Source organism: Lacipirellula parvula (genome assembly GCF_009177095.1).
Lineage (GTDB): Bacteria > Planctomycetota > Planctomycetia > Pirellulales > Lacipirellulaceae > Lacipirellula > Lacipirellula parvula.
Map to the genome: position 1 here is coordinate 6465833 of NZ_AP021861.1, position 21083 is coordinate 6486915.

Here is a 21083-nt window from a genome sequence, read left to right on the forward strand (position 1 = left end):
AAACGCGAACCACGCCCGTTAAGCGTGATTCGCGGTTAACTTGTTTCTTAGTGACTTCCTTCGTGCCTTAGCGACTTCGTGGTGAATCCCCGCGACTAAACAGCCGCCGCCTCAGCCCACTGCGGCATCCGCGATTCGGCCAGTTGCGTGTCGACGGTCATCCGCATCGTCATGCTCCAGCGGCCTTCGGCATCCGGAATGACTGTCCAGTGGGGCAACACGGCACACGATTGGTGTACTAGCTCGAAGCCCCCTTCCGACTGGCTCACCGTCTCGACCGGGTAGGTCCAGATCGCGGCGGGCTGGTCGAACTTCAGGTGGACGCTGATGCCGAGCCATTCGTCGGTCAGGCTCAGCTGCGTCATGCCTTGCAGGTCGAGCTGATGGCCGAGCTGTCCCAGGCGATGTCCATGAGCGCCCGAGAAGTAACGGTCGTCGGCGCCCGAGGGCAGACCGGCGAAGTTGAACTCCGGAGCAAAGTGCAGGCCGATGTCGGACGGCACGTTTTCGAGCAGGTAGGCAATCTCGAGCGTCGAGTCGCCGGCGTTGAGCGTGATGCCCTTCGTGAGCTTCACTTGCCGGCCTTGCACGAAGCCGGTTCGCGAGAGCTGCACTTGGACGCGGCCATCGTTGCGGCGGAGCTTCGCTTCGTACGGAGCGAGGACGAAATCGCCCTGCTCTTCCGCACGCCCTTGCGAGACCGCAGCGAGATCGGCGTCGGCCGCGAAGAAGTGGTCGACCAGCGAATTTCGCTGCCAGCGGTCGTAACCGAGGCGTTCGTTCAAACCTTCTTGCTTGAAGACGACGCGGTCGTGAATGCTGGAGACGTTCTCGCCATCGACCGACGGGCCGCGAAGCACCGCACGGTGATATGCTTCCTGGCGGCGAGCGAGCGTCGCGAGCAGATTGTGGCAAATCGACTTCACGTCGAGTTCGTACAGCTGGCCGCCCTCGGCCGGCGACACGAGGCCGAGCAACCGGTTGCTGGCGATCTTCACCTCGGGGCGACCGTCGAGGTTGTAGTCAGCCGAGCTGATTTCAACCCACGGCTGCTGGTCGGCTTGCCAACCGCGGTTTTCGTATTGGTCGAGCAAGTTGTTCGCGGCGATCAGCTTCTGGTAGACGGCGTTCCGCAAGTGCGGCAGGTACACGCCGCCGAACGCGCCGTGCCAGTAGCTGCAGTTGCACTGGCCGCGGTAGAGCTCGAGGCGAGCTTGATCGATCAGGTCGCCCGCGGCGCCGTCATCGACCATCTCCTGCAGCCGGCGGCTCACCATCTGCATGCGGGCGTACATTTCGTTCGTTTCGGGGTACTTCACTTTGAAGTTCCGCCAGTAGCCGCCACGGACGAACGGCTTGATCAGGTCCCATTGGCCGTGGTGTTCGAGTTCGTGCTTCGAGTCTTCGAACTGGTTGATGCGCGAGGCCGGCAGCGCCCACTCGACCATTTCGCGGTAGCTGCCTTCGGGAATGTAGACCTTGCCCAGCGGGGCGACGTTGTCGAACGCTTCGCTCGGCGTGGTGAGCTTGATCCAGTCGGAGTTGTGCTGCAGCGCGTCGAAGAACTGCGTCAGCCAGCCGCGATCGTAAACATGTTCGCGGGTGCCGGGCCACGTGCCGAACTTCTCGCCGTCGTCGCCGAAGAAGACGACCGCGCCAGGACGCCGCTCGGCGACGCCGCGGAGGTACTCGATCGTGTCTTGCGGCGGTTGGAACGGAATCGTGTACCGAAGCTTCTCGCTGCCTGGCGCGACGCGCAATATGTGGCCATCCTCTTCGGTGACGTAGTAGCCGTCGAGCTGCTCTTCGCCGAGGCCGGCGTTCTTGAAGTGGAAGTCGTCGAGAATCGTGTACTCGATGCCGGCGCGAACGATGTCGCCGGTGAGCGATTGCTCCCACACGCGTTCCGGCATCCACATGCCGCGGACCTTGGCGCCCATGCGGCGTTGCAGCCAGTCGGTGTAGCTGGTGATCTGGCCGACGCGATCGCGCGAGGGGATCATCGTCATGATCGGTTCGAAGAACGGCCCGCCGACGATTTCGATGCGGCCGGCGGCGACCAGGTTCGCCAAGCGGTCAACGTACTCGGGATGGCGGGCGTCGAGCCACTCCATCAGCGAGCCGCTCGTGTGGAGACCAATCTTCAGCCCCTCGTAACGCTCAAAGACGTTGAGGAACGGCAGATAGCTGTCTTGGTAGGACTGCTCGAAGACTCCGTCGAAGTTGCCGATTGGTTGGTGGTTGTGCAGGACGAGCACAAGGCGCAAAGGCTGATTCATGGCGGCGTAGAGTGGGGCTGGCGCGGCGGGGCTTCCCTGTTGAATCGCGCGGGGGTGGCGAGTCGTACTATATTTGCGGGTTTTGCGCGGCGAGGCTAGCGTTCTTGCTGCGGATTGTGCAAATCACGTTGACCTGACGCGGGCATTCGTCGGGTTAACTGGCACAGCCGCGAGCGGCAACCAAGTCAACCCAGCTTACTGAATCGGCGCGTTTTGACACGACAGTTGATTTGATTCGGAAGATTCGTGATGCGAATCGCGAGCCAAGCGACTGGCTGGGGAGGTGGTTAGGGCTGTAAGGCGGAAGAGAATGCTCGGCGAGGCCAATGAGCGAATGACGAAGCCCGAATGACGAATGAAGGACGCAAGCGATCCCCATTCGTCATTCGGGCTTCGTCATTCGTCATTCGTCATTCCGCCGCAGGCGCCTTGCCGCGTTTTCTGGCGAGAGGGGACAGATGTGGACGCCGCCGCCCCATTCGAGGCCAGCCTCGTGGGCCAGGCGGGGGACGATCTCCCAGTGCCAGTGGTACGACGCGGCGTGTTCATCGTCGAACGGCGCCGTGTGGAGGAGCAGGTTGTAGGGGCAGCCGGGGGCGACCGCTTGCAGCCGCTCGAGAGCATCGAGCAGCATGGCGGCGAGCGGCTCGATCGCGTCGTCGGCGAGTTGGTCGAAGCGAGCGGCATGCGTCTTGGACAGCAGCCACATCTCGTACGGCTGCCGCGGGGCGTGGGGCGTGACGACCGCATAGGCGTCGTGGTTCGCGACGACGCGCTGCCCGGCGGCGAGCTCGCGCTGCAGCAAGTCGCAGAAAATGCACGTTCCCTGCGAGCCGTAAAACCGCTCCGCCGCTGCCAGTTCCCGCTCAACGACCGGCAACACGAACGGCACGGCCGTCACTTGGCTGTGGATATGCTCGAGCGACGCGCCGGCATCGCAGCCAGAGTTTTTGAACACGAGCCCGTGGCGGATGCCCGGCTGCGCGGCCCAGTGGCGGAGGCGATCGCGGTAGACGCGGACGATGGCCGCTAAGCGCTCCGGCCCGAGGCGGGTGACGTCGAGCAGGTGCTCTGGCGACTCGATGATCACCTCATGGGCGCCAAACGCCCCCTCGATCGGCCGATCGATCCGCACCGCCGGGTACTTGTTCGGCACGACGCGGCACTGCCACTGCCCGCTGGCGTCGCTCACCGTCAACTCAGCAACCGGCGTGTGAATTTCATTCCCGGCACAGAACGGACAATTGCCCCTAACTGCAGGCGCTGTGGGAGGCGTCTCCGACGCCGATGAACCACCGCTAACCGCCGCCCCATAATCACTCGGCCGCCCCGCGCGATCCTCGGCAATGTAAACTCGCCGGCCGATGATGGGATCGATGCGAAGTTCAGGCATGGCGAGCTAGCGCAAATGACGAATGACGAAATCCGAATGACGAATGTAAAGGCGATGACCTTGTCATCCTGAGCCAAGCGAAGGATCTAGCGACACACGTGGACTTCCAGATTCCTCGCTTCGCTCGGAATGACGCCACGTGCGGTAGCACGCATTCGTCATTCGGATTTCGTCATTCGTCATTCAATACCCAGCGGGCCGCGGGCGACGGTGCGTTCGTAGAGCTCGGCGTATTGCTGCGCGCTGTTGCCCCACGACCAGTCTTGCCGCATGCCCGCTTCGATCAGGCGGTTCCAGGCGGCCTTGTCGCCGAACGTGGCCAGGGCCCGCTCCAATGCTTCCGCGAGGGCGAGCGAGGTGTAATCCTCAAACTTAAAACCGGTCGCCGTGCCGTCGGCGAGGGTTTGTTCGCTGGCGTCGACCACCGTGTCGACCAGGCCGCCGGTTGCTCGCACCACCGGCACGGTGCCGTACTGCAGGCTGTAGAGTTGGTTCAGGCCGCACGGTTCGTACTGGCTCGGCATCACGAAGATGTCGGCGCCCGCTTCGATGCGGTGGGCCAACTCGTCGCTGAACTCCAGCCGCACGGCGATACGATCGGGGAACTCGCGAGCCAGCTGCGTGAGCAGGTCGTGGTACTTCGGCTCGCCCGTGCCGAGGATAATCCACTGGGCGTCGACGCGCTCGGCCCAATGCCGCATCACGCGGGTGATCAGGTCAAAGCCCTTTTGATCGGCAAGGCGGCCGATCGCAGCGAGCAGCGGCACGTCGTTCCGCACCGGCAGGCCCGCCCGTTCTTGGATGTCGGCCTTGCAGCGGGCCTTACCGGCGGCGAAGTCGTGGACGCTGAACCGGTTCGGGCCGAGGTAGCGATCGATCGCCGGGTTCCACTGGTCGTAGTCGACGCCGTTGATGATGCCGCTGAGGTCGGCGATGCGATGCTGCAGCGTTCCCTCGAGCCCGCAACCGAGCGGCGCCGACAAGATCTCGCGCGAGTAGGTCGGGCTGACCGTGGTGACCGCGTCGGCGAAGACGATGCCCGTCTTCAGGAAGCTGAGGTTGCCGTAGAACTCCATCTGCCGCCAGTTGAAGTAACGCCAGTCGAGCCCGGTAAGGGCCATGTCCCAGTGCCAGAAGTTGCCCTGGTAGGCGAGGTTGTGGATCGTCAGCAGGCTCGTGAGCCCGCGCCATGGCGCCCGGTCGGCGTAGAGGGTCTTCAGGTAAGCGGGAATGAGGCCCGCGCACCAATCGTGGCAGTGGATCGCATCGACCCGCAGTTCGAGCCGCTGGATCGCTTCGAGCGTCGCCCGGCAGTAGAAGGTAAACCGCTCGCAGTTGTCCTTGTAGTCTTCGCCATCTTCGCGATAAAGCTGCGGGCGGTCGTAGTAATCGTCCTGAGCGATCAGGAAGACCGGCACATCGGAGCCTGGCAGCCGCGTGCGGAGGTAGTGGCCGCGGACCATCTTCTGCCCGATCGGGATCTCGACCGAGACGCCGGTCGGCTCGATCGGGATGTCGGCGTTGCGCGCTTGGCGGAACGCCGGCAGGATGATGATCGGCTTGTGCCCCAGGCGCGCGAGCTCACGCGGCAAGGCGCCGCAGACATCGCCGAGCCCGCCAGTTTTCGAGAACGGAGCCGCCTCAGAGGTGGCGAACAGAATATTCACAGAGGCGCTCCGCTTGAGATTTAACCTGGGGACGCCACACGACTTCGCAGCAAATGACGAATGACGAAATCCGAATGACGAATGAAGGACGCAAGCGATCCCCATTCGTCATTCGTCATTCGGATTTCGTCATTCGTCCGGTCCTTGGCGGTTGCCTTTTCTTCTGAACTACTTCGCCGCCGGTTGCTCCACGACTTCGCCGATGCACTGGGCGACGCGGTCGATGTTAGCCGGGGTCAGACCTGCGACGTTGATGCGGCCTGATCCGACAATATAGATCGCGTACTCGGAGCGGAGCGTTTCGACCTGCTCTTTCGTGAGGCCCGAGAACGAGAACATGCCGCGTTGGCGGGTCATGAAGGAATAATCGCCCGGGACGTCTTGGGCGGCGAGGGCCGCCACCAGGGCATGCCGCATGTCGTTGATCCGGTTCCGCATCGTGGTGACTTCGCCTTCCCACTGCTTGCGGAGGTCGGCGTCGCGGAGGATCGCCGCGACCACTTCGCCGCCGTGGGCCGGCGGGTTCGAGTAGTTCGAGCGGATCACCTTGTCGATCTGCGTCTGGACGCTGCTCGCCGCGGCCGCCGTGGGGGCGACGACGAAGAGGGCGCCGACGCGTTCGCGGTAGAGGCCGAAGTTCTTCGAGTAGGAGCTGCAGACCATCAGCTCGGCGCCCGGGCGGCAAAATTCTTTCAAACCGACGGCGTCTTCCTCCAGCCCGTCGCCAAAGCCTTGGTACGCGAAGTCGAGCAGCGGCATGACGCCGCGGGCGAACACCGCGTCGGCAATTTGCTTCCACTGGGCCGCGGTCGGATCGATGCCGGTCGGGTTGTGGCAACAGCCGTGGAGCAGAATGACGTCGCCCGGCGCCATCTTCTCGATCGGGGCCAACATGCCGGCGAGGTTGAGCGAGTTGTTCGGCGGGTCGAAGTAGGGGTAGGTCTTCGTCGCGATGCCGGCGGCGTTGAAGATTTGCGGATGGTTCGGCCAGGTCGGCTCGCTCATCCACACGGTGGCGCCCTTGAGGTTGCCCGCAATGAAGTCGGCCGAGACGCGAAGCGCCCCGGTGCCGCCGGGGGTCTGAGCCCACGCGACGCGCTTGCTCGCGAGCGGCTCGCTGCCGGCGCCGAAGGCGAGCTCGGCCGTCGCCTTGCAGTACTCGGCGAGGCCCGAGATTGGCAGGTACGACTTGGTGGTCGGGTTGGCGGCCAGGCGGCGTTCCGCCTCCTTCACGCATTCCAAGAGGGGCGTCTTGCCGTTCTCGTCTTGGTAGACGCCGACGCTGAGGTTGATCTTCTCGCTCCGCGGGTCGGCCTTGAACGCCTCGCCCAATCCCAAAATCGCGTCCTTAGGAGCCGCCTCAATTCGCTCTAGCATTGAAATTCCGAATGGTGTGGTGTCGGGGTGACCGACGGGTGCCGCCAAGTGTTGGTGGGGATGTCAGTTGTTAGTGGTCCGTTGTCAGTTGCGAAGACCGGTGGGGTCACTTCGCTGTACGTCGCCTAGCGTCGCACTCCCTCTTGCTATCGACGCATTCCAACGCTGCAGGCGTTGCATCTTCCAGCCCAGGGTTGATCGCGCTAGCGATCTACCCTGGGACCATCGTCGCCCATCGATCCGCAACCCTGAAGGGGTTGAATCAGCGCTGCATACGAACTGATTCAACCCCTGCAGGGTTGTGGTTACCATCACGCCGCTTTCCCAGGGTAGCCGGCTGCGCCGCCAACCCTGGGCTGGAGGATGTAACGCCGTTGGCGTATCAAACCAGCGCGTCATGCAGCAAGTCGCTGCCGACGACGCCCTCGGTCCAGACCTAGGAACTACTAACCTGATTCCAGGTTCGGAGCGCCAAAACGCAAGCGAATCGCCGCAACTGATCACTGACGACGGACAACTGACCAATCGCCGCCCGTTGACCCTCCCGCGCGGCGCATGCGACAATGATAAGTCCCGCGGCAGCCTGTTCCAAGGCGTCAGACGAGCCCCGGCGGCACTCCGTGCGGCTCTATTCCTAGCCCCCGGCTCCGCCGGGGGGTCGCACCGTCGCAACGCTCCGCCCACCGGCACTTCACCCCCTGGCAGAGCCAGGGGCTAGATACGGAATCATCGATGGCAACGACTCAGCGTCTCGGTCTCTGGCTCATTGGCGCCCGCGGGGGCGTCGCCGTCACCGCCATTGCCGGGATCATCGCGCAGCGGCTCGGCCTCGCCGACGGCACCGCTCTGGTGAGCGAGTTGCCGCAATTCGCTCACCTGCCGCTCGCGAAGTGGGACGACATCGTCATCGGCGGCCACGAGATCCGCTCGGCCCCGCTGGCCGACGAGCTCGAACGACTCCACCGCGAGAGCCGCGTCCTCTCGCCGCAGCTGGTCGCCGCCTGCCGGCCGGAGCTCGAGAAGATCGACGCCGAGATCCGCCCCGGCACGCTCTGGAACGTGGGGGCGAAGATCACCGAGCTCGCCGACTTCCCGCCGCCGGCGAACCCCGCTGAGCAACTGCCGCGCGACATCCTCAAGCGGCTGCAGGCTGATCTCACCGACTTCCAGACGCGCCATAAACTCGACACGGTGGTGATTCTCAACGTCTCGTCGACCGAGCCGCTGCCGAATCAGGCCCTCTGGCCCGCCACGTGGGCCGAGGCCGAGGCGTCGCTCGCGCGGCCCGACTGCCCGCTGCCGGCGAGCTCGCTCTACGCGATCGCAGCGCTCGATCTTGGACTGCCGTTCGTGAACTTCACCCCCTCTTTGGGGGCACTGCCCGCGGGCATCGACGAACTCGCGCGGCTTCGCAACACATGCCACGCCGGTCGCGACGGCAAGACTGGCGAAACATTGATGAAGAGCGTGCTGGCGCCGATGTTCGCCGCGCGAAATCTCAACGTCATGAGCTGGGTCGGCCATAATATTTTTGGCAACCTCGATGGCAAGGTTCTCGATGACCCCGCCAACAAGCAGGCGAAGATTCAGAGCAAGGATCGGCTCATCACCGACATCCTCGGATACACTCCGCAGACGCTGATTTCGATCGAGCACATCGAGAGTCTCGGCGACTGGAAGACGGCGTGGGATCACATCCACTTCCAAGGGTTTCTCGGCACGCCGATGACGCTGCAGTTCACTTGGCAGGGATGCGATTCGATCCTCGCGGCGCCACTGGCGATCGACCTCGTGCGGTTCACGGCGCTGGCGAAAAAACGCGGTGAAACAGGGGCTTTGCCGTGGCTGGCGAGCTTTTTCAAGAGCCCGCAAGGGAACCCGCCGCCGGCGTTCGCGGACCAATACCGCGCGCTCGAAGCGTGGGCTCAAGACGCCAAGAATTGAACCACGACGGCACGACGAACACGACGGAAAAGTGGAACCGCCGATGGACGCCGATAGGCGCAAATGAATCACGATCTGCGTTCATCCGCGTGCATCGGCGGTTTCGCATTGTTGTCTTCAATTCGTCGTGTTCGTTGTGTCGTCGTGGTTCGATCTGTTGATGGTCGCCAAAATAATCTCGCGCGAAATCGAGATTTTTCTACAACTCGCCTTGACTCGTTCCCGCGATAATTGCTTCAATGCGCGCAGTGTTAGCGGTCGCATGCCAGCGACAAGGCCATTTCGAGATTTCGACAACCACGACGAGACGACTTCGACCGCCGCCGCACAGTAGGAATTCACGCGGCGTAACATCACTCTTTCACCCATCGCTTTAACAGCTTCAACACACGGACTGATCGCGACTGACGAATCATCAATACATTGTTCGCCTCCTATTGATCGTCGCGACGCACCGTCTTTCGTTTCTGGGTTCGCAAGGATTGTTTCCCCACAGGACGTTTTAAATTTCTAGGACATCTCGGAGCGTTTCCGCAAAGCCCGCGAGGGCCGAGTTGAACCGTTTCGCCTGATACCGGGTCTTGCCTCCTCATCTCAGCGCCCTAGGAGGGGACCTTTTAAACTCTGGGCGCTACCAGGGAAGGAGCCGTAAGGCTATGGCTACGAAGAAAGCTGCCCCGAAGAAGGCTGCAAAGAAGAGCCCCAAGAAGAAGGCTGCCAAGAAGGCCGCGACCGCCAAGAAGTCGCCGAAGAAGAAGGCCGCTGCGAAGAAGGCCCCCAAGGCCGCTAAGCCAGCGAAGAAGGCTGCCGCCAAGAAGTCGCCGAAGAAGAAGGCTGCTTCGAAGAAGGCCGCTCCGGCTGCCAAGCCAGCCACCAAGAAGCCGGCCGGCATGTAAGCCGCTTGCTTTGAAGTGCGATAGATCGCAGGCCGACCGCGCCCCCGGGCGCGGCCGGCCTTTTTTTGTGCGCTAATCAGGGAACCACGACGGCACGGCGGACACGGCGAAATGCAGGAGAATTGAACCGCCCAGGACGCCAAGGCTCGCCAAGGAAAGACATTATCTGCCCAATACTCTTTGCGCCTCTGCGCCTTTGCGTGAGACCTGCCTTTCCTAGAAAGATCTCACGCAAAGGCGCAGAGGCGCAAAGGAAAAGACAAGACGTAGGGGAATTAACTCTTTCCCCGTCGTGTCCGCCGTGCCGTCGTGGTTCAATTTCCTTCCCCGTATTTCCTTGGCGCACCTTGGCGTCCTTGGCGGTTGCCTTTCTTCCCCCGCCGGAAAAGGGCCCAAGTTGACCCTCCCCCCTGCCCCATGTTAGGCTAACCCGATCAATTTCCGCGAAAACGCCGCGATCCTGGCCGCCTTCTCTCGGCAGCCCCTCTACGGAACCGTTCCCCCCTTGGCTGAAACTCTCGACCCCGCCGACGAAGCGACCGCTCCCGCTCCGACCGCCCGCTTCACCGAACTCGGCCTCTCCGACACGATGCTCGCTGCGCTTGAGCACGTCGGCTACGAAGTCCCCAGCCCCGTCCAGGCCGGCATCATCCCGCGAATTCTCGCCGGGGCTGACGTGCTCGGCCAGGCTCGCACCGGCACCGGCAAGACCGCCTCGTTCGGCATCCCGATCCTCGAGAAGCTCGATCAACCCGGCCGCAACCACCAGCCCCGCGCCTTGGTGATGGTTCCCACCCGCGAACTCGCCGTGCAGGTTCGCGACGAGATCGAACGCCTGTCGCATGGTCGCAAGGTCCGCGCCACCGCCATCTACGGCGGCAAGCCGCTCAAGACGCAGATCGCCCGCCTCCAGAAAGGCGCCGACATCGTCATCGGCACCCCGGGCCGCATCCTTGACCATCTCGGCCGCGGCACGCTGCTGCTCGATCAGCTCGAATTCGTCGTCCTCGACGAAGCCGACCGCATGCTCGACATCGGCTTCCGCCCCGACATCGAAAAAATCCTCCGCCGCTGCCCGGCCAAACGGCAGACGTTGCTGCTGAGCGCCACGGTCGCCCCGGCGATCGAACGCCTCGCCCAGCGTTATATGATCGAGCCGGAGATCATGGACTTCTCCCCCAAGGGGAAGTCGGTCGACACGATCGAGCAGCGCTACTTCACCGTCGACGATTCGCGGAAGTTCGACCTGCTCATCCGCCTACTGAAGCGCGAGCAACCGCCGCAGACGATCATCTTCTGCCGCACGAAGCGCGGCTGCGACAAGGTCCACCGCAAGCTGTCGCAGAAGATCCACGGCGTCGAGTGCATGCACGGCGACATGGCCCAGAACGTCCGCGACCGCGTGATGAAGTCATTCCGCGCCGAGGAATGTTCGATCCTGGTGGCGACCGACGTCGTCGGCCGCGGCATCGACGTCAGCAGCGTCTCGCACATCATCAACTTCGACATGCCGCAGTCGTCGGACGATTACGTTCATCGCGTCGGCCGCACCGGCCGCATGGGCCGCGAAGGAATCGCGTTCACGTTCGTTACGCCTGAGCAAGGGATCGAACTGACGCGGATCGAGATGCTGATCAACAAGCTGCTGAACCGCGACGAAATCGAAGGCTTCGTCACGGTCGCCCAGGCGGCCCCGCCGCAAGATGGCCACGCTAACGGCGCTGCCGGCTCCACGCCGGGCGCGCCCGCCGAACCGGAAGGTCCGCCGAAGCCAGCCTCCCCGCCGCCGCCAGGCAAGCGGGCGCCGCGCCGTCATCGTCGCGGGCTGTAATCGCGCCGAGGAATTGAATGCAACGGCCCTTAGAACTTGCACGGCGGGTCGTAGCGCTGCGCGGACTACCGTCGCCTCGTCCAGCGATCGATGCCGCGGTAGATGAGGTCGACAAGCGCCCGCGTCAAGAAGACGCCGACCGCCGTGGCGATCGACCCCACGGCCAGCGCTAAGAGAATCTGCTCCCAGACCTTTGCGCTCAACAAAAACGTCGGCGCCAGGAGCGTCATCGCGAGGAGCAACGTGCGGAGGCTGAAGCGAAGTCGCAGCGGCGACGCTTCGCGAACCGCTATCGAGACAGCGCGATGAGCGCCGCACTTACCGCAGGCGTCGAACTGAATTTCGATCGGCGTATCGCACTTCACGCATTGCCAGGTCATCGTTGCAGCCTCAATCGTTGCTCACCGCCGTCCGCCGCAGCTCCCAGTCTACCAACAACCGCTTGGCTCCGTGCAACTCTCTTGCCGAAATCGCTAGCAGCCGCAACCGCCAGCGGCCGAATTGCACCACGACGGCACAACGGGCACGACGAAGGACAAGAATTGAACCGCCAAGGACGCCAAGGTGCGCCAAGAAAATGCGGCATCCCCAATTCTCTTTGCGCCTTCGCGCCTTTGCGTGACACAGTCTTTCTCTTAGAAATCTCACGCAAAGGCGCAGAGGCGCAAAGAAAAGACGAGTCAGAGCCAACTCCCCCGCCGTGCCGTCGTGGTTCAACCCTCTCCCTGCATTTCCTTGGCGAACCTTGGCGTCCTTGGCGGTTGCTTTTCCTTCTTCGCAACTGCCTTTCACCTCGGGGCAGCGACAAATCCCCCCGTAGTGGTGGTTTCCCTTCCCCGCTTCTACAATGGCCCCATTGCCTTGCTCCCCCTCTGCCGATTCGTTCGACATGAAACTGCTGCTCCTCGGCACCACCGGTTATCACGCGAACGACCGTCGCCAGACGGCTTGCCTGATGCTGCCTGAGAGCGGGCTTGTTCTCGACGCCGGCACCGGCTTCTACCGCGTTGCCAAGCACGTGCAAACCGAGACGCTCGACGTGTTTCTGTCGCACGTTCATCTCGACCACTGCCAGGGGCTGACCTACCTGTGGGATGTGCGGGCTGAGGCGCCGCAGCTCGGCCGCGTCACCGCCTATGCCGAGCCAGATAAGCTGACGGCCATCCGACAACATTTGCTGGCCGAGCTGATGTTCCCGGCGATGCCGCCGCTGGAGCTTCAAACGCTCCCGGCGGAGTTCACGCTGCGCGACGGCGGCCGGCTGACCCACTTCCCGCTGCGGCATCCCGGCGGCTCGGTCGGCTTCCGCATCGATTGGCCCGACCGCTCGCTGGCGTACGTGACCGACACGACGGCGCACGTCGACGCCGAGTACGTCGAAAAAATCCACGGCGTCGATCTGCTCATCCACGAGAGCTACTTCATCGACGACTGCCCGGAGCAAGCCGAACTCACGGGGCACAGCTGCCTGGGCGACGTCGTCGCCGTCGCCGCGAAAGCGAAGGTGGGTCGGCTGGTACTGGTGCACGTCAACCCGCTGATCGACGACGATGCGAGCATCGATCTCACGGCAGCGCGGCGCGTCTTCCCCAAGACGGAGCTCGGCGTCGACGGCATGGCAATCGACTTCTAGAATCGTGGAAGAATTTGAACCACGACGACACAACGAACACGACGGAAGCAAGCGAATTTCCCTCTGCCTTGCCTTCCCTTTGCGCCTCTGCGCATTTGCGTGAGATCTTCTGAGCAAGGAATTGTCTCACGCGAAGGCGCAAAGAATTCATCACGCTTCCGTCGTGTCCTTCGTGCCGTCGTGGTTCAATCCCACCGCCGCCGAGAGCTCGCCATGAACCCGCTGAAACAGCCCCAAACCGACCACCCGATCCACCCCAATCTCGCCGCGCGGTGGAGCCCTTGCGCAATGGCGGATCGCGAGGTCTCCGACGCCGACTTGCTGTCGCTGCTCGAGGCGGCCCGCTGGGCGGCCTCGTCGCGCAACGAGCAGCCCTGGTCGTACATCGTCGCGAAGCGCTCGAACGCTGAAGAGTTCGGAAAGGTCCTCAGCTGCCTGGTCGATGCGAATCAAGCTTGGGCTCGTCACGCCGGCGTCTTAGCCATCGGCTGCTACGCAACGACTCACGCTCGCAATGGAGAGCCAAACCTCGCCGCCCCGCACGATCTTGGCGCCGCCAGCGCCAGCCTCACCTTCGAGGCGACCTCGCGCGGGCTATTGGTCCACCAGATGATCGGCATCCATCCCGACCGCGCCCGCGAATTGTTCGCCATCCCTGCCGGCGTCGAACCGCTGACGGCGATCGCCATCGGCTACGAAGGCGACCCGAACTCGCTGCCGGAGCACCAACGCCAACGCGACCTCGCGCCACGGACGAGAAAACCGCTCAGCGAGTTCGTCTTCAGCGGCCGCTGGGGCGATAGCGCTCCGCTCTAGGCTGCCAACCGTCGCCGAGAGGCGACGATCGACAGCACGGCTGCACCCATTAGCAGCGCGGCCGTCGGCTCGGGAACGGCAGCGACTGCAGGCGTTGCGGCGCCGCCAAACTTCGTCTTCCAGACTTCCAGATCAAGCGGGCCGACGACGCCGTCGCCGTCGGCATCGCCTTGCGCGAGCGTGGCGCCCGATGCAATTCCCGAACCGCGTTGCCAGATGAGGAAGTCGGCCCCGTCGACGGTGCTATCGCCATTGAAGTCGGCGTTCGCGACGCTGCCAGCCGTCGAAATGTCGTACGTCACGTCGTAATCCATCGCGATGCCTTTGATGCAGCCGGCCCCCTGTGTCACCATGAGCGTGTACGGACCGGTCTGCCGAGCGAAGACGCTGCTGCTGGCGCCTGAACCGCCAAAGTTATTGTCCATCACCAGATTGCTCGCGACCGTTCCCGTCGCCGTGCCGAAGCCGATCGTGTTGGCCGGATCGTTGATGGGCGTCAACACCATGCCGTGATTCGCTTCTTGGAAAACGTTCGAACGGAACACCGTTGTGCCGAAGTTGGCAACGCCGCCCGGCGTGAACGTGAACCCCGTTTCGGTAGGCGTGCCGGTGAAGCTGACGTTCGAGACGGTCACCGCGCTGAATTCGAGCCCAGCGCTTAGGTTGATATCGTTGATGCCGGTCGGGCCAAAGGTCTGCGTCACGCCGATGCCGCGGCTAGAAGCGCCAACCGACGCGTTGGCGCCAGGCATGGTGAGGTAGCTTCCAGGAGCCGGCAACGCCTTGATGGTGAGCTCGGCGTCGAACGCTAGCGTGACGCCGGCGGGGATGCGATTGCCATCGATCCAATTCCCGACGGAAGTCGAGTCGCCGACAATGGAAAAACTCTTCTTGGTCGTGACGGAAGTCGCGACCGCCCCTTGCGTGGGCGCGGTGGGCGCCCAGCCGTCCTCGCCGGTGAAGGACGAGGTCCCATCGACGCTCAACGTGAAAAACGCCGAGGTGTTGGTGCTGTGATTGAGAGTGGTGCGTTTAGTAGCGAGAACGGGGGCGGCTTGAACCTTCGCAGCAGCGCAGGAAAGGACGAGTAGCGCGGCGCAGCAACGAACGCGGGAGATGGCGAACTTCATCGGAAAACCTGCCTTGGGATCGGAGAAGTGCGTACAGCGAAAAGCGATGCGAAACAACACGACATAGCAACGCCCCCCTTATGACCGCGATCGACTAGCGATTTCGCGGCAATGAGCTGGGAGGCGTGCTGAATGATCAGAAATGGGAACCGGCTCGTTCGAGACGGCGCAGTTATAGGCCGTTGCCTTCTGGAAGAATCACAAACAGCGGCGGGTCGTCGCCCGCGACGGTACTTTGCGTCCGCCAGACGGTTAAGTCGACGCCATCACTCACAAACTCGGCTGAGCCGTCGCACTTCGAAGCGTTAACGCCGCCTGGATGCGCACTTCGCGCCGCGAGATTCATTTGCGGGATGCCAGCAGTGCCCGTCTTGCGTTCACACGGAGCAATCGCATCATTCAGATCGGTGCAAGCCGTGACGTCGGCAAAGCTTGAGTTCGGCGCCATTAGCGTCATCACCTGGTAAGCGCCTGGATTGTAAATCCAAATGCGTCCGCGTCGATCTTGATCAACATCTGAGGGAACTTGCTTCATCTCCATTTGCAGGTAGGTATTGCTAAGCCCATCGGAGATGTTTTTATAACTGAACTGCTGCCCTGAATTGTCGTCTAGAGTAGCCCCGGCGGCTTTGCTAAACCGCCAGTTTTCGTTTTTGTTTCCAGCGGCAGGAACTCCCGGATTGGCCCAGAATGGCCCGCGCCTTACCGGATCGCTGTACAGCTGGCTGTAATTCCCATATCCGTAATTGAAGCCGTATCTTCCTTTGCGGTCCCCCCCTGCGTCTTCCGCTGAATCGCTGCCGGAAACGGTCACCAAGTAGGAGTCGTCGCTAGGACACGCGAGCATCGGCTCCTCGCGCGACATTAACTGCTTGTTCTGCACATTATTCGCGGACTTGGTCGGATCATACGCATTCTTCAGTGCGGACCCTTCCATAAACGGCAGCATCTGCAGATACAGCATCTGCCGGTGCTTCGGATCGTTAGGCTGTTTGTTGACATCGACCGGCAGATAGTTGTACGCCCCATGGAAGTTCTGCGCTGCCAATCCCAGCTGCTTGAAGTTGTTGAGGCACTGGTTCCGCCGCGCCGCTTCGCGGGCCGCCTGAACGGCCGGCAAGAGCAAGGCAACTAAGACGCCGATGATCGCGATCACGACCAGCAGCTCCACCAACGTGAAACCGAGGAACGCTTTCCGGCGATTACTCGTTGCCCGAACCGCCATGGCTCTGCTTCTTGATAGGCCGCTTACTGCGAGAACCGGCTAAGCTCCCTCGCAGATCGTTGCGAACGAGAGCAGTTCATTCACGTCAATTCGCAAGATTCGCGGTTGGTGGCTTTTGCGGTTGCTGACGGCGACTACAGGCCGTTGCCTTCCGGATCGACCTCATAGAGCGGCGGATCATCGCCCGCCATCGTGCTCTGCGAACGCCAAGCGGTCAGATCAATTCCATCGCTGACAAACTCCGCCGAGCCGTCGCACTTAGAAGCATTGACGCCGCCGCTATGCTGGCTGCGAGCTCCGACGACAAACACAGGAAAGTTGCCTGACTTATCAGCGCAAGGAGCAATGCTGTCGTTGTTCGTCGTGCAAGCCGTTGCATCAGCCGCCGATGAGTTCGGCGCCATCCGAGTTGAAAGCTGGATCGAACCTGCGCCGTAGATCCATGCGCGGGCGCGTCGGTCGTTATTCTCTTTCTCTTCAGATGGAACTTGCTTCATCTCGAACTGCAAGTAGGTATTGCTGAGGCCGTCGGAAACCTGCTTGTAATTAACTCGCTGACCGCTGTGGTCGCCATAGCGGGGCCAAAACTCTGATTTCGCGGCATCGGCGTTGAGTCCGCCCGCTGCGATGCCCGGGTTCGCCCAGAAAGGGCCGCGGCGAGCCACGTTGGCAGCCAACTGCCCGTAGTTGCCGTAGCCATAGTTAATGCCGTAGCTGGTTTTACGGTCGCCGCCTTTGTCATTTCCGCCAGCGACATGAATCTGCGACTCGTCGCTCGGGCAGCGCAGCATCGGCTCTTCGCGCGAAAGGAGCGCGAGATTGGCTTCATTGGTTGCAGCGACGGAAAAGTTGTACGCCGACCGAATCGTCGAACCTTCCATAAAGGGAAGGAGTTGCAGATACAAGACGCCGCGGGCGTACTTCTGTCCGTTCACGTCGACTGGTAAATACTTGAACGTGTCGTGGTGATTCTGCATCGCCAACCCCAACTGCTTGAAGTTGTTGAGGCACTGGTTCCGCCGAGCCGCCTCGCGGGCCGCTTGGACTGCGGGCAGCAAGAGGGCCACCAAGACGCCGATGATCGCGATGACCACCAGTAGTTCCACCAACGTAAAACCGAGGGACGCTCCCCCGCGACCGCTTCTCGTTCGCACAGCCATCGTTCTGTTCCTTGATGAGTCGCTTGGGGCCAGACCGGCCAAGTTCTCAGTTGTTCCGAATCGGGAGCGAGAAAAGCCCAACGCTCAAGAGAGCCTGAATTCTAGGGTCTTGGCATTCTTGAGTTCGCAAAAGCCCGCGGCCGTCGTCGCTGCCGTGGCGTCGACCGTGGTGATTTCCCGGCGATTGCCAGCCACTTCCGCTGTAGATCTTTGAAGAGACCGGAACTGGACAAACCTTCGCCGGACCGCCATTGGTTCTTATCCAACGCTAACCGAAGGTTTCGGCAATTTTCGCTAGATCGTCCGAAGTTTGCGGGGGGCCGCAGGCCGATTCGAACAAACGGGGAAGGATCTTAACGACGGTGCAAAAGACCGCTAAAAACCCCGCATGCGGGCGTGCCTCACCTTCGTAGGCAGGAAGATCCCAGCCAGCGATTCTAGCCCCGGGCTCCGCCCGGGGGTCGGCCCCTACCTCGGTAGACGGCGCCCGCGTGATGCTCAGCCCCCGGAGGGGGGGGCATGATGTAGCCAGGGGCGTCAGCCCCTGGTTCGAAGCATCTCGATGATCCAGAGCCCCGCGAGGGGCGGCACTGTTCGCCATCACGATTGGGAGCTGTATCGCCCCTCACGGGAGCAACACCGTTGCCAAGCCATGCGGCTAGTAACTGCATCATCCTCCTAGCAGTGCGGTAGGCGGAGCGGACGTCTCGGAGTACCTCGACGTGACAGGCAGGCGACGCGGCAAGAAGAGCGGAAGCAGCCGCAATATTCGCTCGCCGCTTACCGAGACAACCGCTTGGCCAGCCGCTGCAGCCGTCGCCGGTAGCTATAGTGCTCGACCTCCAGCGTGTGGCGCGGCGAAGGGAGATACTGAACGCCGCTCCACAGGTCAGGCCGCTCGGTCGCCTTCAATCGCCGGAACTCCTCGGCTCGCTCGCTCCCGCGATCAATCGCCTGCACGTACCGGGCGACCAGCTGCGACTGGTAATCGACCAGTCCGAACTGCCCGCTGTCGGGCTGGATGAGGCCAATGCAAAACAGGTCGTCGCGTTCGGGATGGAAGACGTTCACGAACAGCCGCGGGGCGTCGCCTTGCCAGTTGAGTTGCTCGCGGGCGATGAACGGCATGTTCACGCGGTAGCCAGTGGCGTAGACCACCAGATCGATCTCCGCCGCGCTGCCGTCGACGAACTCGACGCGGTGGCCGGCGAAGCGGGCGATGTCGGGCCGCAGCGCCAGCCGGCCATGCCCGACATGGTGATGGATCTGCGAGTTGAGAATCGGGTGGCTTTCGAAGAGCCGATGATCGGGCTTCGGCACGCCGGTACGCCACGCGGGGCCAAGCGCCACGTGGCTGACGACGGCGCCGGCAAGGCGGCGAGCCCACAGCGGCACGCGGAGCCATAGCAACAGTTCGTTCGCTTGGTCGACCGGCCGGCCGCGAATGAACTTCGGCAGAATGTGGTAGGCTCGCCGCGTGCTGAGGATCGCCTCGTCGGCATGGAGCGCTGCTTCGTTTGCGATGTCGCAACCGCTGTTGCCGCCGCCGACCACCAGCACCCGTTTGCCGCGCAGCACGTCGGCCGATTTGAAGGACGCCGAGTGGATCGCCTCGCCCGCAAACTCGCCCGGGTACTCGGGCCAGCGTGGATCCCAATTGTGTCCGTTGGCGATGACGACGCCGCGGTAGTGCCGCGACTCGCCGTTGGAAAGCCGAACGATCCAGCCGCTTTTTCCGTTACTCCCTTGAACCTCGTCACCCCGAGGTACGCCGAGGGGTCCGCCCCGAGTACCGTCTTGCTGCAAGCCTTGCTCTGCTCCCGCAGGCTCAACGCTCTCCACGCCAACGCCAAACTCAATCCGCTCATACACGCCAAACTGGCGCGCATAATCGCGCAGATACGCGAGCGTCTGCCGATGACTCGGATAGTCGGGCCATTTCTCCGGCATTGGGAAGTCGCTGTACTCAGTGAGCGGCTTCGACGAGACGAGATGCGTCGACGCATAGACTCGGCTGCAAGGCGCCCCGAAGTACCAATTGCCGCCGACATCGTCTTCGCGCTCCAGGCAATCGAACGGAATGCCGGCGGCGAGAAAATTCTTCGCTGCCGCAATCCCGGACGAGCCGGCGCCGATGATGCAAAATTTGTCTGGACGATCGATCATCAAATGAGCTTATCTACAAAGCGTTGAACCACGACGACACGACGGGCACGACGGGCACGACGGGCACGACGGGCACGACGGAAGAAACCAGTGTTCCTCTGCCCCGTCTTCCTTTGCGCCTCTGCGCCTTTGCGTGAGACATATCTTTTCTAAAAAGATCTCTCGCAAAGGCGCAGAGGCGCAAAGAAATACAAATCAGAGAAGAATTAACGCATAACACCTCGTACCCGCCGTGCCGTCGTGGTTCCATTCTCCCGTACTTCCTTGGCGCACCTTGGCGTCCTTGGCGGTTAAATCCCCAAAATTTCCGCCCCCGGAAATTGAGTTGACTACGCAGCCCAGGAAGTGTACACAAGTACACAACCGCCGAAACTCGCCATCCCTAGTTTCCCAGCCGACGGTCGATGACTCAAGCACCCGCGATCGACGCCGCTCCGACGCCCCGCCGCACGCTGCATGGCGAGAATGTCCGCCGCTGCATGGTGACGCAGGGGCTGACGCTGCTGCAGGTCGTCGAAGCGACCGGGCTCGACGAGCGGACGATCCGCAGCCTCCTCCGCGGTACGACGCAGCCCCATAGCCGGACGCTCCACAAGCTGGCGGCGGGGCTCGGCATCGATGCCGATGAGTTGTTCGTCGACCACCGCGAAGAGGCAGCCCGCTTCGATCGCCACGCCAACCCGGCGGCGGTGCAAATCGTGCGGCGCCACCCGGAACTATTCGCCGCCTGGTCGCCAGCCGACTTCGAAGAATTCTTCAGCCGCGTCGCCGTCGGCGGCGAGTTGACCGAAGAAGGCGCCCTCGCCTACGCCGCCGCCGCCAACCACCGCCGGCAACTGATGACGCAAGTCGCGGTCATTCTTGAGAGCTCTGAGTCGCAACACCTGAGCGAAATCATCGCGTTGCTCTATCAGCGCGTGACGACGATTGAGTGAAAGTCAAAAATACTTAACCGCCAAGGACGCCAAGGTGCGCCAAGGAAATGTGAGGAGGGAGTTGAGCCACAACGGCACAACGCACACGACGGAAGCAAGCAAATTCATTCTTCTCTTTTTTGTATTTCCTTTGCGTCTCTGCGCCTTTGCGAGAGATCTTTAAAAGGAAAGACGTAGCTCACGCCAAGGCGCGAAGACGCAAAGAATCCAAAAGTATCGCCAGCCTTCATCGTGCTCGTCGTGGTTCCATCCTTGCATTTCCTTGGCGCACCTTGGCGTCCTTGGCGGTTCAATTCTTGGAACGCTCAAGTCTCGCCGACGGACCGCACTTCATACGGCATGTACTCGGCCAGTTTGCGGTCGCACCAATCCACCGTCCGTTCCAGCGCGGCGAGCAGCGGCGCCCAGGGAATCTCTTCGTCGTTCACCGTGATCGTCGGCCCGCTCGTGGCGAGCAAGCTTGCCATCTGGGCCAGCGCCTGCTCGCGCATCGCCGTGATTTGCTCTGCATTCATCGCGATTCTCCCACAGAAAAATTACTTCGTGTGCCACTGGCGTGTCGCCAGTGAGAGGCGCCGAACGGACACGACGGCCGTTTGTCCCGCAAGCAGCCTGAAAATCAGGGCCGCCT

The 21083-nt window shown here is 62.4% G+C and carries 17 protein-coding genes; 6 read left to right on the forward strand and 11 right to left on the reverse strand.

What is annotated here, in order from left to right; all coding sequences use genetic code 11:
• Positions 1-95: 95 nt before the first annotated feature.
• The 4 genes from PLANPX_RS25220 to PLANPX_RS25235 all read right to left on the reverse strand — a co-directional run bounded on the left by PLANPX_RS25220 (position 96) and on the right by PLANPX_RS25235 (position 6716).
• On the reverse strand, positions 96-2279 hold the full coding sequence (locus PLANPX_RS25220; protein WP_152101395.1) for an alpha-amylase/4-alpha-glucanotransferase domain-containing protein: 2184 nt from the start codon (positions 2277-2279) through the stop codon (positions 96-98).
• A 403-nt stretch (positions 2280-2682) separates the two neighbouring features.
• Positions 2683-3672, reverse strand: coding sequence for a galactose-1-phosphate uridylyltransferase (locus tag PLANPX_RS25225; RefSeq protein ID WP_152101396.1), 990 nt, complete (start codon positions 3670-3672; stop codon positions 2683-2685).
• Between the two features lie 179 nt (positions 3673-3851).
• A complete protein-coding gene (gene glgA, locus PLANPX_RS25230; RefSeq protein WP_152101397.1) occupies positions 3852-5339 on the reverse strand; it encodes a glycogen synthase GlgA in 1488 nt (495 codons plus the stop codon).
• A gap of 168 nt (positions 5340-5507) precedes the next feature.
• Positions 5508-6716, reverse strand: a complete 1209-nt coding sequence (locus PLANPX_RS25235) for an aromatic amino acid transaminase (protein ID WP_152101398.1) — start codon at positions 6714-6716, stop codon at positions 5508-5510.
• A 732-nt stretch (positions 6717-7448) separates the two neighbouring features.
• On the opposite strand from PLANPX_RS25235, the gene PLANPX_RS25240 reads away from it, so the two are divergent.
• From PLANPX_RS25240 to PLANPX_RS25250, 3 genes are all read left to right on the forward strand, one after another.
• Positions 7449-8660 (forward strand): inositol-3-phosphate synthase, encoded by a 1212-nt coding sequence (locus PLANPX_RS25240; protein WP_152101399.1) that lies wholly within the window; start codon positions 7449-7451, stop codon positions 8658-8660.
• A gap of 656 nt (positions 8661-9316) precedes the next feature.
• Positions 9317-9556: a hypothetical protein gene (locus PLANPX_RS25245; protein ID WP_194175111.1), complete on the forward strand. Its 240-nt coding sequence runs from the start codon at positions 9317-9319 to the stop codon at positions 9554-9556.
• A gap of 505 nt (positions 9557-10061) precedes the next feature.
• The gene (locus PLANPX_RS25250; RefSeq protein WP_232536244.1) at positions 10062-11387 is read left to right on the forward strand and encodes a DEAD/DEAH box helicase; all 1326 of its coding nucleotides are present in this window, start codon (positions 10062-10064) and stop codon (positions 11385-11387) included.
• 65 nt (positions 11388-11452) lie between these two features.
• Here the strand turns inward: PLANPX_RS25250 and PLANPX_RS25255 are convergent, their stop codons facing one another.
• Together PLANPX_RS25255 and PLANPX_RS27590 are read right to left on the reverse strand one after the other, a co-directional pair.
• Positions 11453-11767: a hypothetical protein gene (locus PLANPX_RS25255; protein WP_152101400.1), complete on the reverse strand. Its 315-nt coding sequence runs from the start codon at positions 11765-11767 to the stop codon at positions 11453-11455.
• Between the two features lie 10 nt (positions 11768-11777).
• Positions 11778-12278, reverse strand: coding sequence for a hypothetical protein (locus PLANPX_RS27590; RefSeq protein ID WP_172992325.1), 501 nt, complete (start codon positions 12276-12278; stop codon positions 11778-11780).
• Here PLANPX_RS27590 and PLANPX_RS25260 point away from each other — a divergent pair.
• Positions 12277-13020 (forward strand): MBL fold metallo-hydrolase, encoded by a 744-nt coding sequence (locus PLANPX_RS25260; protein WP_172992326.1) that lies wholly within the window; start codon positions 12277-12279, stop codon positions 13018-13020. The two genes, PLANPX_RS27590 and PLANPX_RS25260, sit on opposite strands and share 2 nt — an antisense overlap.
• A gap of 213 nt (positions 13021-13233) precedes the next feature.
• Positions 13234-13836: a nitroreductase family protein gene (locus PLANPX_RS25265; RefSeq protein ID WP_172992327.1), complete on the forward strand. Its 603-nt coding sequence runs from the start codon at positions 13234-13236 to the stop codon at positions 13834-13836.
• Here the strand turns inward: PLANPX_RS25265 and PLANPX_RS25270 are convergent.
• From PLANPX_RS25270 to PLANPX_RS25285, 4 genes are all read right to left on the reverse strand, one after another.
• A complete protein-coding gene (locus PLANPX_RS25270; RefSeq protein WP_152101402.1) occupies positions 13833-14966 on the reverse strand; it encodes a hypothetical protein in 1134 nt (377 codons plus the stop codon). The two genes, PLANPX_RS25265 and PLANPX_RS25270, sit on opposite strands and share 4 nt — an antisense overlap.
• Positions 14967-15138: 172 nt before the next feature.
• Complete coding sequence (locus tag PLANPX_RS25275) at positions 15139-16191, reverse strand: DUF1559 domain-containing protein (RefSeq protein ID WP_152101403.1); 1053 nt, start codon at positions 16189-16191, stop codon at positions 15139-15141.
• Between the two features lie 134 nt (positions 16192-16325).
• Positions 16326-17351, reverse strand: coding sequence for a DUF1559 domain-containing protein (locus PLANPX_RS25280; RefSeq protein ID WP_152101404.1), 1026 nt, complete (start codon positions 17349-17351; stop codon positions 16326-16328).
• A 780-nt stretch (positions 17352-18131) separates the two neighbouring features.
• Positions 18132-19517, reverse strand: a complete 1386-nt coding sequence (locus PLANPX_RS25285; RefSeq protein ID WP_152101405.1) for a flavin-containing monooxygenase — start codon at positions 19515-19517, stop codon at positions 18132-18134.
• 404 nt (positions 19518-19921) lie between these two features.
• Between PLANPX_RS25285 and PLANPX_RS25290 the strand changes: the two genes are divergently transcribed.
• On the forward strand, positions 19922-20452 hold the full coding sequence (locus PLANPX_RS25290) for a helix-turn-helix domain-containing protein (RefSeq protein WP_152101406.1): 531 nt from the start codon (positions 19922-19924) through the stop codon (positions 20450-20452).
• Positions 20453-20757: 305 nt separating this feature from the next.
• Here the strand turns inward: PLANPX_RS25290 and PLANPX_RS25295 are convergent, their stop codons facing one another.
• Complete coding sequence (locus PLANPX_RS25295; protein ID WP_152101407.1) at positions 20758-20967, reverse strand: hypothetical protein; 210 nt, start codon at positions 20965-20967, stop codon at positions 20758-20760.
• Positions 20968-21083 lie beyond the last annotated feature (116 nt).